The following is a 16,675-nucleotide window of genomic DNA, read 5'->3' on the forward strand; positions in this document are numbered from 1 at the left end:
TTCTTAAACCTTACGATGAACCAGTTTGATGCGCGACAGCGCTATGTCGGAGACTTAGTGGGGCCTCCCACATTTTTAACCGCATTTTCACTTCAGGCTTTTCTCAAGCCAGGCTTTTAAGTCCTGGATTTCCGCTTCGCTGATGGTGTGATTCATCCCCGGGTATTGATGAAACTCCGGCGTGAGCCCCAACCCCGCCAGCACCTTGTTCGACTGCGTGGCCGAGCTAAAGGGCAGCGCCTGATCCAAAGTGCCATGACCAATAAAGATCGCCAGCTTGCCCATCGACGCATCAGGTTTCAGCGCAGACCTGAGCACCGGTAGCACGCTGCCACTGAGCGCAGCGATACCGCGTACCAATTCGGGCTCACGCAAGGCCACCTCGTAAGACATGATCGCGCCCTGGCTGAACCCCACCAGGAACACCCGATCACTTTGGGTGTGGTACTTGGCGGTGGCCTTGAGCACAAAGTCCTTGATCAGCCGGGCGCTGCTGAACAGCTCGTCGGTCTCGCCGTTGTACTCAGGCTCATCGGTCTTGGTAAACCAGCGATAACCCTGCGGTTCTACCGGCAGTGGCGCACGCACCGACAGGTAGGTCCAGGTGGATGGCAAGGCGTCCTTGATGCCAAACAAATCTTCCTCGTTGCTGCCAAAACCATGCAGGAAGATCACCAGCGGCTGGTTGCGCGCATCGCCCTGGGTCTGTTCCAGGTAGGACAACGGCAAGTCGGTGTGCAAGCCGCTATCGGCATGAGCGGCGCCGGCCACCAGGGCCAAGGCGAAGGCAAGCTGTTTGAGCATCGGGTTTACCTCAGGGTTTGCGCAACAAATAGGTGTCCATGATCCAGCCGTTTTCCAGGCGCGCCGCCTTGCGTACCCGTTCGATCTCGTCTGCCACCTGTGCCACTTTACCGCTGATCAGGATCTCATCCGGCGTGCCAAGGTAAGCGCCCCAGTAAATATCCAGGTCCTGATCCGCCACGCTGCGGTAGGAATCTTCGGCGTCGAGCATGACCACCAGGGTATCGGCATCACTCGCCTGCCCCGCCGCCAGGCGGCGCCCGGTGGTGATTTCGATGGACTTGCCGATGCGGTTGAGCGGCACCTTATGTTGCGCGGCCAGGGCCTGCACGCTGGTGATGCCGGGAATCACTTCAAACTCGAAGACACAACGGCCACTGGCCAGGATCGCCTGCAAAATGCGGATGGTGCTGTCGTACAGCGCCGGGTCGCCCCAGGCCAAAAACGCCCCCACTTCGCCGTCAGCCATTTCTTCGTTGATCATGCGTTCGAAGGTCTGCTGCTTACCACGGTTGAGGTCTTGCACGGCAGTGGTGTAGTCGATTTCACCGCGCACCCGCTCCGGGCAGTCGGCCTCGACAAAACGGTAGCCGGGCTCGGTGATGTAGGTGTCGCAGATTTCCCGGCGCAGGTCGATCAGCTTGTCCTTGCTCTGGCCCTTGTCCATCAGGAAGAACACGTCGGTACGGTTCAGCGCCTTCACGGCCTGCATCGTGATGTAGTCAGGGTTGCCGGCGCCAATGCCGATGATCAGGATGCGTTTCATGGGGTGCTCTCAGTGCGGGGCGTCGATTTTGCCATGTTCCGGGAATCAGGCCCAAGTTTCCAGGCGCAAGCGCCACACGCCGTTGAAGCGTAGCTCGGTAGCAGACAATGGCTCGACGTCGATCCGGTAGAACATCGAGATTGGCAACTGCATGGCGGACAGCATCGCTGCGCGGATGACGAACGGGTGAGTCACGGCGATGACATGGCCGAGGTTGGTTTCGAAAGATTTGAGCCATTGGCCGACCCGCCTGCACAATTGATCCACCGACTCTCCGCCGTGGGCTGCGCTGGCGCTGTCAGTGGCCCAGGTGTTCAAGGTTTCGCTGTCGAGTTGGCCGATACGCTGGCCTTTCCATGCGCCGACATCAAGGTCGCGTAAGGCGGGGTCGACCTGGGCGTTATCGCCGAACAAGCCCGCGGTTTGACGGGCTCTCACTTCAGGGCCGCACACTAGCCGTGCCTGTTGTGTGTAGCGGCCGGCCAGGGACAGGGCCGCGCCCTGCCAGTCCATCGTGACGGACTCGTCATCCGGAAAACGCCCCTGCTTTTGCAGGGGCGTAAGGGCATGGCAGATCAGGGTCAAGCGGGTGGCCGGCATGGCGACTCTCTGGAGCGAGCTTGCTCGCGAAAAACGTCAACGATAACGCGTGCTGCCTGAATAAACGCGGCGCCTTTGCGTTTTTCGCGAGCAAGCTCGCTCCTACAGGGAGTTAGGGCAAGTTCCGTTCCACAGGGTGTTCGTGAATCAGGCCAACGCGGCGCTGGCGGGCACGGCCGTGGAGTGAGCGCTGGCGACAAAATCTTCCTTGCGCAGCACCACCAACGCCAGCAACGACACCACCCCGGTCGCCACGTAGAAATACCACGGCGAGGTAATGTCGCCTGTCACCTTGATCAGCCAGGTGGAAATCAACGGCGCACTGCCGCCAAATACCGCCACTGGCACGTTATAGGCCACCGCAATCCCGGTGGAACGAATGCGCGTGGGCAGCAGTTCACTCATCAGCGCATAGGTCGACGACGCATACAGCCCGAACAAAATCGCCACCGCCATCAACGGTGCGAAGAAGGTCGCCGGGGTGGCGGTCGGGGCTGATTTGAACAGCCAGAACATCGCCAGGGTCGCCAGTGTACCGATCACCATCAGGAACGGCTTGCGCCCGTATTTATCGGTAAAGGCCCCGCCAAACGGCATCACGAAGGCTGCCGAGAAGCTGGCGACGAACACGTAGAGCAAGGTGGTGCCGCTGTCGAACTTGAGGATCTTGGCCATGTAGGTCGAGGCGAAGGTCAGCACCAGGTAGAAGATCGAGCTGTGCAAGGTGATGATAAAGAACACCAGGGCAATCGCACGCTTCCACTGCCAGACCTCGCGCAGCGGCGCGCGGGAGGTTTGCCCGGCGCGTTGCAGGGCGAGGAACTCAGGGCTGTCTTCGAGCTTGAGGCGGATGTACATGGAGATAAAGCCCAGGGGCGCGGCGATCAGGAACGGTATGCGCCAGGCCCATTCCTGCATGACCTCGGCGCCCAGCACCCAGGTCATGCCGTTGGCCACAGCGCCACCGAGCAGCAGGCCGAGCACGGCGGTGACCATCAGCCAGCAGGTGGCAAAACCGCGACGACCGGGGCCGGCGTATTCGGAGATGAAGCTGGTGACGGTGCCGATTTCGCCGCCCGCCGAGAAGCCCTGCACGCAGCGCACCAGGATCAGCAGGATCGGTGCGGCGATGCCCAGGCTGGCGTAGGTCGGCAACAGGCCCAGCATCACCGTGGAGCCGGTCATCATCACCAGCGCCATGATCAGGGTTTTGCGCCGGCCGATCTTGTCCGCCAGCGGGCCGAAGAACAGCCCACCCAAGGGGCGGATAAAAAAGCTCAGCGCAAACGCGGCAAAACTGGCCAACAGGCTGGTGGTGGGGTCATCGGAGACGAAGAACGCCTGGCCGATATAGACCGCGAGAAAGCCATACACGCCGTAGTCGTACCACTCGATCAAGTGGCCGGAGGTGGCACCGAGAAACGCACGGCGGCGCTTGCGGATGGTGTCTTGTGCGGGATTGCCCATCGTGGGGACTCCTTGTCTGATTATCGATCCATGTTAAAGCGCGGCGATACTCGCGGTTTGCAGCCAATGCCGCAAGTCGGTCTTGAGAATCTTGCCGTAGCTGTTCTTGGGCAAGTCGCTGCGCCACACATATTTTTTCGGTTTTTTGAACGAGGCCATGCGCGCCAGGAACCACGCGGTGAGTTCGCCTTCATCCAGGGGCTGGCCGCTGCGGGTCACCACGAAGGCCACCACCGATTCACCCCATTGCGCGTCCGGCTCCCCCACCACGCACACTTCGAACACCTCGGGATGCTGGGCCAGTACTTCCTCGACTTCACGGGGGTACACGTTGCTGCCGCCGCTGATGATCACGTCCTTGGAGCGGTCCGTGAGGGTCAGGTAGCCGGCCGGGTCGAGGTAGCCGATGTCACCGGTCAGCAGCCAACCTTCCACCAGCGTCTGGCGCGTGGCCTGCGGGTTGCGCCAGTAGCCTTGCATCACCGTGGCGCCACGCACCGCGATTTCGCCGCGCTGGCCGGTGGGCAGTGGCTGGCGCTCGGCATCGAGGATGCGGATCTCCACACAGGCTTGCGCGTGGCCCACCGAGGCGGCCAGGGTGGCCCAGTCGGGACGCTGGCGCTCGGCGATCAAGGCGCGGGGCAACACGCTGATGGTCATCGGGCTCTCGCCCTGGCCGTAGATTTGCACCAGGCGCGGGCCGAAGGTGTCGACCGCTTCGCGCAAATCGGCCAGGTACATAGGGCCGCCGCCGTAGACGATGGTCTTGATGCCGGCGCCGTGATAATCCTGGCGCCGCGCCTGTTCCACCATGCGCTTGACCATGGTCGGCGCGGCAAACAGCGACACTTCGCCCATCTGCTCGGCCAGCCCGAACAGCTCGGCAGCATCGAAGCCATGGGAGGCCGGCACCACATGGCGGGCGCCGCAGCGCACATGGATGAAGTTGTACAGGCCGGCGCCGTGGGACATGGGCGCGGCATACAGCGCCGCATCGTCGGCACTCACCGCGTCGACATCCGTGGTGTAGCACAGCGACATGGCAATCAGGTTGCCGTGGGACAGCATCACGCCCTTGGAGCGCCCGGTGGTGCCAGAGGTGTAGAACAACCAGGCGAGGTCGTGATCCTGGCGGGGCACCGGCTGTTCCAGGGTCGGCCAACCATGACTGGGCGGCAGCGGGTGGCCGTCCAGTTCCGTGCAACGCGCAGGCAAATCTCGCGAAGAAAACACTTGGCCGCCGTCGGTAAAGATCAACCGCACCTCGGCATTATCGGCAATCCACGCCGCTTCGCTGGGGTGCAGCTTGGCGTTGATCGGCACCGCCACCCCGCCCATCCACCAGATGGCGTAGAGCAGTTCCAGGTAGTCGCAGCTGTTTTTCATCAGCAGCGCCACCGCGTCTCCCGGCACCAGGCCATGCTGTTCCACCAACTGCGCGGCGCGTTGGCGCACGTGGGCGGCGAAGGTGGCGTAGTCGGCCACTTGCACGCTGCCGTCGAACAAAGCCGGGCGTTGCGGGGCCCGGCGCTGGGTGTCGTGCAACCAGTTGGCAATGTTCATGGCTCAGCTCCGGCGTGCCTGCAGGACCGAGGCGTAGTTGGCCACCGCCATTCCGCCCATGTTGAACACCAGCCCGAACTCCGGGTTGGGCACCGTCAGGCCAATCGGCTCGCCGGTCAATTGCCGGAACGCCAGGGCGTGCATCGACACTCCGGTAGCGCCCACCGGATGCCCCTTGGCCTTGAGCCCGCCGGAAAGGTTGACCGGCAAGCGCCCGCCGGCGCGCACCACGCCGCTGTCGAGCACGCGATGGCCTTCGCCCTTGGGCGCCAGGCCCATGGCTTCGTAGATCAGCAGCTCGGCAATGGTGAAGCAGTCGTGCACCTCGGCGAAACTCAGGTCGGCCAGGGTCACATTTGCCCCACGCAATGCCGAGTGAATCGCCCGCTGCGGGCCTTCAAAGGCCAGGATGTCGCGCTGGGCGATGGGCAAGGTGTCGTTGACCTGGGTCATCGCGCGGATTTGCACCTCGCGACGAAACGCCCGCGCACGTTTGGGCGAGGCAAGGATGATGGCGGCGGCGCCGTCGCTGATCAGCGAGCAATCGGTCAGGCGCAGGGAGTCAGCCACGAACGGATTGCTTTGGGACACGTTGTTGCAGTGCTCGAAATTCATCTCCCGATGCATCTGCGCCAGCGGGTTGGCCATGGCGTTGGAGTGGTTTTTGGTGGCGATAGCCGCCATCGAGCCCAGCGGGCAGTGGTAACGCTCGGCGTATTGGCGCGCGGCGCGGCCGAACAACTGGGGGAAACTCAGGCCGGCTTCGGCCGGGTCGTTCTGGTAACCGGCCCCGACCAAGGCTTGGGTGACCGCGGCGGTGCTGGTGTGGGTCATCTTCTCGGCGCCCACTACCAACACCAGCTCGGCGCTGCCGGAGAGAATCGCATTGACCCCCGCCTGAATCGCCGCCGAGCCGGACGCACAGGCGTTTTCACAGCGGGTGGCGGGTTTGAAGCGCAGCCCGGGGTCGGCTTGCAATAGCAATGAGGCGGCAAACCCGTCGGGCACCAGCCCCGAGTTGAAATGGCCGAGGAACAACGCATCGACTTGCGACGCGTCAATCTCGGCGTCGCTCAGGGCTTCCCGGGTCACCTGGACGATCAGGTCTTCCAGCGTCGTGCCTTCCAGGCGACCAAAACGGGAGTGACCAGCGGCAACAATGGAGACGCAATCAGCAGGCATAATCAATTTCTTCTGTTCTTGATTCGGACTTTACTTACAATGACCCACCCCTGATCGTGCGCCAATTCGTGTAACTACTTACACGGGTAAGTAGCGCCCAGGGCATTGAACAACGAGGCAGGATGCCCCATGACCGCGCTAGCCCAGCAATTCCCCGACCTCGAACGCCTGGCGTTCAAGCTGTCCCCTGCCCCGCAAATCGTCACCAGCGACCGCGTGATACTCGACTGCAACGACGCTTTCCTGAAGCTGTTCGGCTATACCCGCGACGCACTGGTCAACCAACTGACCCTGCTGATCTACCCGTCCCAGGCCGACTACCACGCCATCGGCAAGCGCAGCCATGACTGGCTGCTCGACAGCGACAACGGCTTTTATTCCGATGAACGCTTCATGCAGCACCACAACGGCGAAGTGTTCTGGGCCAAGTCCCACGGCTACACCCTCACCCCCAAAGACCCGTTCAAACTGATGATCTGGCACTTCGAACGCCTGGACCGCATGCACCAGGGCACCGGCGACCTCACGCCCCGTGAGCGGGAAATCGCCATGCACATCGTCAACGGGTTCAAGTCCAAGGAGATTGCCCTGCGCCTGGCGATCTCCCACCGCACCGTTGAGGTGCACCGGGCGCGGCTGATGAAGAAACTGCAGGCCAAGACGGTGGTGGAGTTGGTGTCGAAGATCATTATGGTGGCCTGACAGATAACGCCTGTTTAGCTGATGCCCCGCGATCCAAATGTGTGGGCAGCCCCAATTTCTGTAGGAGCGAGCTTGCTCGCGAAAAACGTCAACAATAACGAGTGTTTGCTGACTGAACGCGGCGCCTGTAAGTTTTTCGCGAGCAAGCTCGCTCCTACAAAAAAAGCCTTAAGTGCAGTAACAGATGCACAACTGTGCAGGTTGTAGCACTCCACAGTAACCACGATGCGAAGCGAGCCGCTCTTGATCTGCTTTTGATCTTGATCTCAGGCGCCCCGTTAAACCACGCTGGCCGAACGCAGGCTTGAATTCGTGGGTAACCCGGCAGGACGCCGGGTTAGCCGTCCTGGGCCAAGGATGGCCCATGACGGCGGCCCACGAATTCAAGCCGGAGTGAGGGCACACCGAGCCTAAGCGAGGTGCCGAGTGGTGGGGCAAGAGCGTTTTGCTTACTTTTGCGCTTTTCAAAAGTGAGCCGCTGTAAAAGCGGAACCATAAGCAGCCATTACCTAAATAATGGATATGTACACGGTTTGATCCAAGATTATGGTCGGCTCTCAGGCCGCCTTCGCAGGCAAGCCAGCTCCCACAGTTTGATCGTGGGGTGTCAGCTAGAGAAGTGTCGGCTGGCAGGCCGTCATCTCAGGCAAGCCAGCTTCCACATTTGGATTGAGGGGCGTCAGGTAGACAGGCGTCGGCTGTCTGGGCCGCGTAGCTGAAACGTTCAACCGAGCACGTTCATACAATTCCCCACCGCCCTGCCCCCCTAACCTCACCGCTTTCGAACCCTCATAAGCGCTGGAGAACGGGCATGGGTAACACGGCAACCAAGGTATCGCTGGCATTGACGCTGCTGGCAAGTGCGATGATGAGCAACGCGTTTGCCGCCACCCCAAGCGTGGCCGTGGCGCCGCAGTACGACACCAGCCATGTGTATGTGGCACCGGCCGATGTGGAGCGTTTTGCCCAGAGTTTCCTCGCCACCTTCGGCGGCAAAAGCACGCCCCAGGTCGTGGTCAACGTGCTGCCGGTGCCGAGCAGCACCACCTCGCAACTGCTGCAGACCCCGGCGGGCACCGTGTCGTTGTTCGGCTTTACCACCCCCGTACCCCACCCGTTCGGCCAGGAACGCAACGGCTACCTGGTCAAGGACATGGACGTGGCCCTCAAGGCCGCGCGGGACAATGGCGCCGATGTGATCGTCAGCGATTTCCCCGACCCCATCGGCCGTGATGCCGTGGTGCAATGGCCGGGCGGTGTGAACATGCAGCTGTACTGGCACACCAAGACCCCGGATTACGCCGCCTTCGACACCGTGCCGGAAAACCGTGTGTATGTGTCCAGCGACAGCGCCGAGCGGTTTATCAAGGCGTTCCTGGGTTTCTCCCACGGCAAGGTGTTGAGCGACGACAAGCGCGCCCCAGGGGTTGATGTCGGCCAGGCCGGCGGCCATTACCGCCGCGTCGATATCGAATCGCCGTTCGGGCGCATGGCGGTGCTGGTCACCAACGGCCAACTGCCCTACCCGTTCGGACACGACACCACCGGTTATCAAGTCAACGACCTGGCCGCCACCCTGAGCAAGGCCACTGGCTCTGGCGCCAAAGTGCTGGTGCCGGCGTTCGACAGCAAAGGTCGGCGCAGTGCCTTGGTGGAGTTCCCAGGCGGTTATGTCGCAGAAATCCACCAACTCAGCGCGGCAAAATGATGCGTCACGCAGGCTGGAGTCTGGCTGTGCTGTGGCCGTTGCTGGCTGGCAGCGTGCAGGCCGACGACCAACCGGTTCGCCCGGCGATCAAGGCCAATCGCTGGCAGGAAGACTGGTCTGTGCTCAAGGACCCGGCCTTGCGCACGCAACCGCTGGACAACCTCAAGTACATCCCGTTGTCCGCGGCCAACCCGTTCACCTACTTGTCGCTGGGCTCAACCTTGCGTGAACGCTTCGAGATGAACGACGCCAGCGGGTTCGGCGTGCGCGATGTGCCGCGTGACCGCTACCTGATCCAGCGCTTTCAGGTGCACGCCGACTTGCACCTGAACGAACACTGGCGGCTGTTCACCCAGCTGGAAGATGTGCGGGCCTACGACAAGACCACGATTGGCGGTGCCGACCAGAACCGTGTCGACCTGCGCCTGGCCTTTGCCGAATACGTGAAGACCTTCAGCGCCGGCACCTTCAAGGCACGGGCTGGCCGCCAGGATTTCGCCTTCGACTTGCAGCGCTTCATCTCGTCACGGGACGGCCCGAATGTGCGGCAGTCCTTCGATGCGTTGTGGGCGGACTGGGAAACGCCGCAATGGCGTTTTATCGGGATCGCCAGCCAACCGGTGCAGTACCAGGATGGCCGGCATTTCGACGATAAGTCCAACAGCGATGCGCGCTTCCACATGTTACGAGTCGAGCGGCTGGTGGGCGGCACCAATGAGCTGTCGGCCTATTACGGCGTGTACGAGCGCAGCGCCGCCCATTACCTGGATGCCGACGGCGAAGAGACCCGACAGTTATTGGACGCCCGACTCGGTGGCGCAGCCCAGGGGTTCGACTGGGACGTCGAAGCCATGCTGCAACGCGGCTCGGTGGGCAGCAAGACGATTCGCGCCTGGGCCGGTGGCAGCCGCACCGGCTACACCTTTGACACGCTGGCCTGGAAGCCGCGTATCGGCCTGCAACTGGATATCGCCTCCGGTGACCGCAAGGCCCATGACGGCAGGGTCGGCACTTTCAACCCGCTGTTCCCCAATGGCTATTACTTTTCCCTGGCGGGTTATACCGGCTACAGCAACCTGATCCACGTCAAGCCGTCGATCACCGTCAAGCCCATCGCCAAGCTCAGCGTGCAAACCGCCGTCGGCCTGCTGTGGCGGCAGACCACCGCAGACGCCGTCTACACCCAGCCCAACCTGGCCGTGGCTGGCACCGCGGGCCAAGGTGAGCGCTGGACCGGCGCCTATGGGCAACTGCGCACCGACTACGCCTTTACGCCCAACCTCAGCGGTGCGGTCGAGGCGGTGCACTACGCGGTCGGCCAGACCCTGCGTGATGCCGGTGGGCACGACAGCAACTACCTGGGCATGGAGCTCAAGTTCAGTTGGTGAGACAAGCACACCCATACAAGCCTGGGCCCAGGTTTACGGCAATAGTGATGCGGTTTTTTCACCGCCCTTTTTCAGCCCTGCAAGGAGTTTCAGATGAGCACATTCGTAGCCAAAGACGGTACCCAGATCTACTTCAAGGACTGGGGCAGCGGTAAGCCCGTGCTGTTCAGCCACGGCTGGCCGCTGGATGCGGACATGTGGGAATACCAGATGGAATACCTGAGCAGCCGTGGCTTTCGCACTATCGCGTTCGACCGTCGTGGCTTTGGCCGCTCGGACCAGCCCTGGACCGGTAACGACTACGACACCTTCGCTGACGATATCGCCCAGTTGATCGAACACCTGGACCTGCAGGACGTGACCCTGGTGGGCTTCTCCATGGGTGGCGGTGACGTGGCGCGCTACATCGCCCGCCACGGCAGCGCCCGTGTCGCCGGCCTGGTGTTGCTGGGCGCGGTCACGCCGATCTTCGGCCAGCAAGCCGATTACCCCCAAGGCGTGCCTGGCGAGGTGTTCGATGGCATCAAGGCCGGCCTGTTGAAGGATCGTGCGCAGTTCATCAGCGACTTCAACACGCCGTTCTTCGGTCTCAATAAAGGCCAGCACGTCTCGGAGGGTGTGCTCAGCCAAACCCTGCAGATCGCCATGCTTGCGTCGCTCAAATCCACCGTGGATTGCGTCACCGCGTTCTCGCAAACCGACTTCCGCCCGGACATGGCCAAGATCGACGTACCGACCCTGGTGATCCATGGCGACGGCGACCAGATCGTGCCGTTCGACACCACCGGCAAAGTCGCGGCGCAGATGATCGAGGGCGCGCAACTGAAGGTCTACAAGGATGCGCCGCACGGGTTTGCCGTGACCCACGCTCAGCAGCTCAACGAAGACCTGCTCGGGTTCCTGAACCGCTGATACCTACCTTAATGCCCCTGTAGGAGCGAGCTTGCTCGCGAAGAACGTCAACGATAACGCGTGCTTGCTGAATGAACGCGGCGCCTGTGAGTTTTTCGCGAGCAAGCTCGCTCCTACGGAAGGCAGAAGGCCGGGTTCGCCCGGCCTTTTTTCTTCAGGCAAAGCGCTGGCTCAACACCAGCCGCCCCGGCCCTGCGATCAGCACGCTGGTGAAGATGATCAGCAGCAGCCAACCGAACTGCCCTTCGAACAGCGTCCACTCCGGGTGCACCACCAGCAACGCAATCACCAGCACCGCCAGGATCGGCAGGCACGCCAGGCGCACCAGCACGCCTGCCATAATCAGCAATGGGCATAGCACCTCGGCGAAAATCGCCAGCAGCAAGGTGATAGAAGCGCCCAGGTGAAACGGGTCTTCGATCAGCTTCAATTGGTCGCTGTAGTGCAGCAACTTGGGCAACCCATGCACCCACAGCAGGAACAATGCCCCACTGGCCCGCAGAAACAACAGCCCGATATCCTGATTTCTTGCTTGGTTCATATGCCACCTGTTTGCGTCGAAAATGACCAACAGCCAGTGTGTCCAACGCCGCGGCTCTGCACTTGCAGGCTTGTGCTGAAATCCTGCGTTTGCATTGCCCAAAGAACCCGGCATGATCTTGCTGAACTGCCGACCCCGCGCTACGGTCCCAACCCATACGCTCATCGCTACAGGAACTTTTCCATGACGCTCCCCCAAGAAATGACCCTGATCGAAATCACCACCCCTGGCGGGCCCGAGGTCTTGAAGCCGCGCAGCGCCGACGTACCGGTGGCCGGGCCGGGCGAGATTCTGATTCGCGTGCACGCCGCCGGCGTCAACCGCCCGGACGCCTTGCAACGCGCGGGCAAATACCCGATGAAGCCCGGCATGAGCCCGATCCCAGGCCTGGAAGTGGCCGGTGAAGTGGTGGCGCTGGGTGATGGCGTCACCGAGTACAGCCTGGGCGACAAGGTCTGCGCGCTGACCAATGGCGGTGGCTATGCGCAGTATTGCGCGGTGCCGGCCAGCCAGGCGCTGCCGATCCCCGCGGGCATGGACTGGATTCAGGCCGCTGCCGTGCCGGAAACGTTCTTTACGGTGTGGGCCAACCTGTTCGGCCTCGGCGGTGCCCATAAAGGCCAGCGCGCCTTGATCCACGGCGGCACCAGTGGCATCGGTACCACCGCGTTGATGCTCTGCCAGGAATTCGGCATCCAGGCATTCGCCACGGCGGGCAGCGCCGACAAATGCGCGGCGATTGCCAAGCTCGGCGCCGAGCCGATCAACTACCGCGAACAGGACTTTGCCGAGGTCATCGCCAAACAGACCGATGGCAAGGGCGTCAACGTGATCCTCGACATCATGGGCGCCTCGTACCTGAACAATAACCTCAAGGCCCTGGGCATGGACGGCCACCTGGTGATCCTCGGTTTCCTCGGTGGCGCCAAGGCCAACGACGTCGACCTGCTGACCATCCTCGGCAAACGCGCGGTGATCACCGGTTCACTGCTGCGCGCCCGCACCCGTGAAGAAAAGGCCGAAATTGCCCAGCACCTGCGCGAACACGTGTGGCCGGTACTCAGTGCCGGGCGTTGCCTGCCGATGATCGACCAGGTCTACGCCTACACCGACGCCGCCCAGGCCCATGCGCGGATGGAAGGTGGGGATCATATCGGCAAGATTGTGTTGCGGGTGGACTGAGGCATTTTTGATGTACAGAGGGGCTGCCTGGATGCCAGTGCGTCAAGCGCAGCCCGCTCCCACACTAGTGTTGGGCATACACCGGATAATCCACATACCCCGCCTGGGTCCCGCCATACAAACCTTCGGCCTTCAACGCATTCAATGGCCAGCCATTGAACAGCCGCTGGGGCAAGTCCGGGTTGGCGATGAAGGGCCGCCCAAAGGCAACCAAGTCCGCCAACCCGGCCTCTACCAAGCGTGCGCCACGCTCGGCGGTGTAGCGGCCGGCGTAGATGATCCTGCCGCTGAAGGTGCGGCGTACGGCCTGGCGGAAAGTCTCGGGCAAATCGGGTGCGTTGTCCCAATCAGCTTCGGCAATGGACACATAGGCGATGCCCGACGCCTCCAGCACTTTGATCGCTTCGATATAGGTATGGTGCGGGTCTTCCTCCACCAGGCCGATGTAGACCCGGTCCTGATCGGTGCCACTGAACAGCGGCGAAAAGCGCACGCCCAGGCGCTCCGGCCCCACCACCTTGCACACGGCTTCGACAATCTCGCGCAGCAAGCGCAGGCGATTGTCCAGCGAACCGCCGTACTCATCTTCACGAGTATTGGAATGGGCCGAGATGAACTGGTTGACCAGGTAGCCGTTGGCCGCGTGGATTTCCACACCGTCGAACCCGGCGTCCAAGGCATTGCGTGCAGCCTGGGCGTAGTGCCCTACCAGCTCTTCGATTTCCAGCGTGGTCAAGGCACGGGGTACGGGTGGCTGCACCAGTTCACCCACACCGGGCCCGGTTTCAATGAAGGCCTTGGCTTGCAACGCCGCCAGCGCAGACGGCCCCACCGGAGCGCCACCGTCAGGTTGCAGCGCGTTATGGGACACCCGCCCCACGTGCCATAGCTGGGCGAAGATCACACCGCCCTCGGCATGCACCGCTGCGGTGACTTTACGCCAACCCTGGATTTGCGCCGGTGTATGGATGCCCGGCGTCCACGCGTAGCCCTGGCCCCGAGGTTCGATCTGCGTACCCTCGCTGACCATGAACCCGGCACTGGCCCGTTGACGGTAATACTCGGCCATCAGGTCGGTGGCGATATTACCCGGCTGGGCGCTGCGCTGGCGGGTCAGCGGCGGCAGTACGACACGGTTGTTCAAGCGATGATGCCCCAGCTTGATCGGGGTGTTCAGGATGCAGTCAGGCACGGCGATATTCCAAATTCAGGACGAACGAAAACCGTGGCGACTCCTGGGAGTCGCCACCGTGTACATCGGTTGATTAACTTAAGCGCAGAGTGTCAGCAGGGCCTTGGCCACTTCGCTGGAGCTGCCTGGGTTTTGCCCAGTCACCAGCAAGCCGTCGACGAGGACGAAGGATTGCCAGTCAGCGCCCTTCTCATACTGGCCGCCCAGTTTTTTGAATTCATCTTCAATCAGAAACGGCACGACTTCGGTCAACTGAACGGCGGCCTCTTCCGAGTTGGAGAACCCGGTGACGCGGCGGCCCTTGATCAACGGCTCACCGTTAACCGCCTTGACGTGACGCAAGGCACCCGGTGCATGGCACACAAAGCCGATGGGCTTGCCGGCCCGCTCGAACGCCTCGATCAGCGCGATGGACACCGGCGACTCCGCCAGGTCCCACAGCGGGCCGTGGCCGCCTGGGTAGAACACGGTGTCGAAGTCGGCGGCGTTGACCGAGTCCAGCTTCACGGTGGTCGCCAAGGCTTGCTGCGCGGCCGGGTCTTTGGCGAAGCGTTCGGTCTGCTCGGTTTGCGCATCCGGTTCATCGCTCTTGGGGTCCAGCGGCGGCTGGCCGCCGGCTGGGGAAGCCAACACCACCTCGGCGCCAGCGTCCTTGAACGCGTAATAAGGTGCGGCGAATTCTTCGAGCCAGAAGCCGGTCTTGCGCCCGGTATCGCCAAGCCGGTCGTGAGAGGTCAGTACCATTAATACTTTCATTTTCCAGTGCCTCGATCGGTGTGAATAACAGGGTTTTCAGGGCTGCCCAACAGCTGTTGGGTCAGCAGCAGCGCCTCAGCGAACGGCGCGGTGGTACGGGTGATCTTGCCCATGACGCTGGTTCCCAACCATAGCGCATACAAGCGCCTGGCCAGGCTTTCGGGGGCCTGCTCGACCCCGAGCGAGCCGTCTTCGACGCCGCGCTGCAGGGCCACGGCAAGCAAGTCGATGGTGCGCGAAGTGCCGCGTTGCAACGCTAGCCGCATGGGCTCTGAAAGGTCGGAGACTTCCGCCCCAAGCTTCACGGCCAGGCACTTGCCAGCGTCGGTGCAGCCGGTGTGGTTGTCGATCCAGCCTTGCCAATAGCGCATCAGCTTGGCGTGGTGGGTTGAGCCCGGCTGATCGAACAACTGCTGCATGCCTTCGACGTAGTGGTCGAAATAGGTATCGAGTAACACCACGCCAAAGGCATCTTTGGAGTTGAAGTAGTGATAAAACGAGCCCTTGGGCACTTGCGCGGCTTGCAGGATTTCGTTCAAGCCCACCGCCGAAAACCCCTTGGCGCCGACAATGGATTGCGCCCGTTCCAGAATCGCTTGCCGCGCACTGCTGCTTGCGTTGCTCATGCTTGCCCCTCTGCGATTAGACCAGTCGTCTAGTGCGTTGGGCTCATGTTAGGCAGCGCGGCATTGGCTCACAATGTCATATCCGCAAGGATTGCGGACATGCACCAAAGTCAGTTGCCGTTTGCCGGGCACACGCCGACAATCGCCTCTCCCCCGCCCCTTGGAGAGATGCAATGCACAGCGTTGCGCTGATGGTTTACCCGAATTTCCAGTCGTTGAGCCTCAGCCTGGGCTCGGTGTTCGAGTGCGCCAACCTGCTGCGCGGCGAGCCGGCCTATGAGTTTCACTTGGTGTCGGAAAGCGGCGGCGCCGTGATGACTTCCCAGGGCTTTTCGGTGAACACCAGCGCGCTGCGCCCAGAGGGCTATGACACCTTGATTGTCAGTGGCTACCTGGAGTTTCGCCTGCCGGAAGCCAACCTGCTGGAAATGGTCAAGGCCGCGTCCGCGCAGTCGCGCCGGGTGGCGTCGTTATGCATGGGCATCTTTGTGCTGGCCGAGGCTGGGCTGCTGGCTGGCAAGCGCACCACCACCCACTGGATCCATGCGCCGGCATTTCGCAAGCGCTACCCGGATATCCGTCTGGAAGAAGACAAGTTGTTCATTGTCGACGGCCAGGTGTGGACCGGTGCGGGCATGAGCGCCGGGGTCGACCTGGCGCTCGCGATGGTGGAGGACGATCTGGGCAGCGACCTGGCCCGGCGTATTGCGCGCAAGCTGGTGATTGCCCAACGTCGTGGCAGCGAGCAGTCGCAATTGTCGGCCTTGTTGGAGCTGGACCCCAAGTCCGACCGCGTGCAGCTGGCCTTGGCTTACGCTCGCGAGAACCTCACTCAGGATTTATCCGTGGAGGCCCTGGCCGACGTTGCCCGGTTAAGCCCGCGTCAGTTCAGCCGGGTGTTTCGCGAAGAAACCGGGCAGACCCCGGCCAAGGCCATCGAGGCCCTGCGGGTGGAAGCTGCGCGGGCGATGATGGAAATCAGCCGGCACCCGGTGGAAGTGGTGGCGCGCGAAACCGGGTTTGGTGATCGCGAGCGCATGCGCCAGGCGTTTCTCAGGGCGTTCGGGCAGCCGCCCCAGGCGATGCAGCAGGTGCTGTTCAACCCGGGCTAGGCCTGTGCAGCTTGGTGAAGATCTAATTGTGGGAGCTGGCTTGCCTGCGATGACGCCCTGAAAGCCAATGCCTATCTACCAGACACCCCACGACCCAACTGTGGGAGCGGGCTTGCTCGCGAAGGCGGCCTGGCAGTCAACACAGTTGGACCGTGTACATATCCATTCCTGCGG

General features: G+C 62.2%; 16 protein-coding genes. 6 read left to right on the plus strand and 10 right to left on the minus strand.

The genetic code is table 11. From position 1 onward, the window contains the following. Positions 1–87: 87 nt before the first annotated feature. The 6 genes from DK871_RS26900 to DK871_RS26925 all read right to left on the minus strand — a co-directional run bounded on the left by DK871_RS26900 (position 88) and on the right by DK871_RS26925 (position 6,382). Positions 88–804, minus strand: coding sequence for an alpha/beta hydrolase (locus tag DK871_RS26900; RefSeq protein WP_161907291.1), 717 nt, complete (start codon positions 802–804; stop codon positions 88–90). A gap of 10 nt (positions 805–814) precedes the next feature. Next, positions 815–1,570: a precorrin-6A synthase (deacetylating) gene (cobF, locus tag DK871_RS26905; protein WP_161907292.1), complete on the minus strand. Its 756-nt coding sequence runs from the start codon at positions 1,568–1,570 to the stop codon at positions 815–817. 45 nt (positions 1,571–1,615) lie between these two features. Next, positions 1,616–2,170: a histidine phosphatase family protein gene (locus tag DK871_RS26910; RefSeq protein WP_161907293.1), complete on the minus strand. Its 555-nt coding sequence runs from the start codon at positions 2,168–2,170 to the stop codon at positions 1,616–1,618. A gap of 147 nt (positions 2,171–2,317) precedes the next feature. After that, positions 2,318–3,637 carry an MFS transporter gene (locus DK871_RS26915; RefSeq protein WP_161907294.1) on the minus strand — a complete coding sequence of 440 codons (1,320 nt, stop codon included), beginning with the start codon at positions 3,635–3,637 and terminating at the stop codon, positions 2,318–2,320. 33 nt (positions 3,638–3,670) lie between these two features. Next, on the minus strand, positions 3,671–5,200 hold the full coding sequence (locus DK871_RS26920; RefSeq protein WP_161907295.1) for a class I adenylate-forming enzyme family protein: 1,530 nt from the start codon (positions 5,198–5,200) through the stop codon (positions 3,671–3,673). Between the two features lie 3 nt (positions 5,201–5,203). After that, positions 5,204–6,382, minus strand: coding sequence for an acetyl-CoA acetyltransferase (locus tag DK871_RS26925; RefSeq protein WP_161907296.1), 1,179 nt, complete (start codon positions 6,380–6,382; stop codon positions 5,204–5,206). Positions 6,383–6,511: 129 nt separating this feature from the next. Here DK871_RS26925 and DK871_RS26930 point away from each other — a divergent pair, with 129 nt between their 5' ends. From DK871_RS26930 to DK871_RS26945, 4 genes are all read left to right on the plus strand, one after another. Further along, positions 6,512–7,084, plus strand: a complete 573-nt coding sequence (locus tag DK871_RS26930) for a LuxR C-terminal-related transcriptional regulator (RefSeq protein WP_003190613.1) — start codon at positions 6,512–6,514, stop codon at positions 7,082–7,084. Positions 7,085–7,895: 811 nt separating this feature from the next. After that, positions 7,896–8,792 carry a VOC family protein gene (locus DK871_RS26935; RefSeq protein ID WP_161907297.1) on the plus strand — a complete coding sequence of 299 codons (897 nt, stop codon included), beginning with the start codon at positions 7,896–7,898 and terminating at the stop codon, positions 8,790–8,792. Then, complete coding sequence (locus DK871_RS26940) at positions 8,789–10,180, plus strand: alginate export family protein (protein WP_161907298.1); 1,392 nt, start codon at positions 8,789–8,791, stop codon at positions 10,178–10,180. The genes DK871_RS26935 and DK871_RS26940 overlap by 4 nt, the downstream gene beginning before the upstream one ends. Positions 10,181–10,273: 93 nt before the next feature. After that, positions 10,274–11,092 (plus strand): alpha/beta fold hydrolase, encoded by an 819-nt coding sequence (locus DK871_RS26945; RefSeq protein WP_014718098.1) that lies wholly within the window; start codon positions 10,274–10,276, stop codon positions 11,090–11,092. 154 nt (positions 11,093–11,246) lie between these two features. Here the strand turns inward: DK871_RS26945 and DK871_RS26950 are convergent, their stop codons facing one another. Then, positions 11,247–11,633 carry a DoxX family protein gene (locus DK871_RS26950; RefSeq protein ID WP_161907299.1) on the minus strand — a complete coding sequence of 129 codons (387 nt, stop codon included), beginning with the start codon at positions 11,631–11,633 and terminating at the stop codon, positions 11,247–11,249. Positions 11,634–11,816: 183 nt separating this feature from the next. Between DK871_RS26950 and DK871_RS26955 the strand changes: the two genes are divergently transcribed. Further along, positions 11,817–12,815 carry an NAD(P)H-quinone oxidoreductase gene (locus DK871_RS26955; RefSeq protein WP_161907300.1) on the plus strand — a complete coding sequence of 333 codons (999 nt, stop codon included), beginning with the start codon at positions 11,817–11,819 and terminating at the stop codon, positions 12,813–12,815. 64 nt (positions 12,816–12,879) lie between these two features. Here DK871_RS26955 and DK871_RS26960 read toward each other — a convergent pair whose 3' ends face one another. From DK871_RS26960 to DK871_RS26970, 3 genes are all read right to left on the minus strand, one after another. Beyond that, positions 12,880–14,007, minus strand: a complete 1,128-nt coding sequence (locus DK871_RS26960) for an alkene reductase (protein WP_161907301.1) — start codon at positions 14,005–14,007, stop codon at positions 12,880–12,882. Positions 14,008–14,085: 78 nt separating this feature from the next. Continuing rightward, positions 14,086–14,763 carry a type 1 glutamine amidotransferase domain-containing protein gene (locus DK871_RS26965; RefSeq protein ID WP_161907302.1) on the minus strand — a complete coding sequence of 226 codons (678 nt, stop codon included), beginning with the start codon at positions 14,761–14,763 and terminating at the stop codon, positions 14,086–14,088. Beyond that, positions 14,760–15,389, minus strand: a complete 630-nt coding sequence (locus DK871_RS26970; protein ID WP_161907303.1) for a TetR/AcrR family transcriptional regulator — start codon at positions 15,387–15,389, stop codon at positions 14,760–14,762. The genes DK871_RS26965 and DK871_RS26970 overlap by 4 nt, the downstream gene beginning before the upstream one ends. 173 nt (positions 15,390–15,562) lie before the next feature. Here DK871_RS26970 and DK871_RS26975 point away from each other — a divergent pair, with 173 nt between their 5' ends. After that, complete coding sequence (locus DK871_RS26975; RefSeq protein WP_056784267.1) at positions 15,563–16,501, plus strand: GlxA family transcriptional regulator; 939 nt, start codon at positions 15,563–15,565, stop codon at positions 16,499–16,501. Positions 16,502–16,675 lie beyond the last annotated feature (174 nt).

This window comes from Pseudomonas sp. L13 (assembly GCF_009935965.1).
Taxonomy (GTDB): Bacteria; Pseudomonadota; Gammaproteobacteria; order Pseudomonadales; family Pseudomonadaceae; genus Aquipseudomonas; species Aquipseudomonas lactis.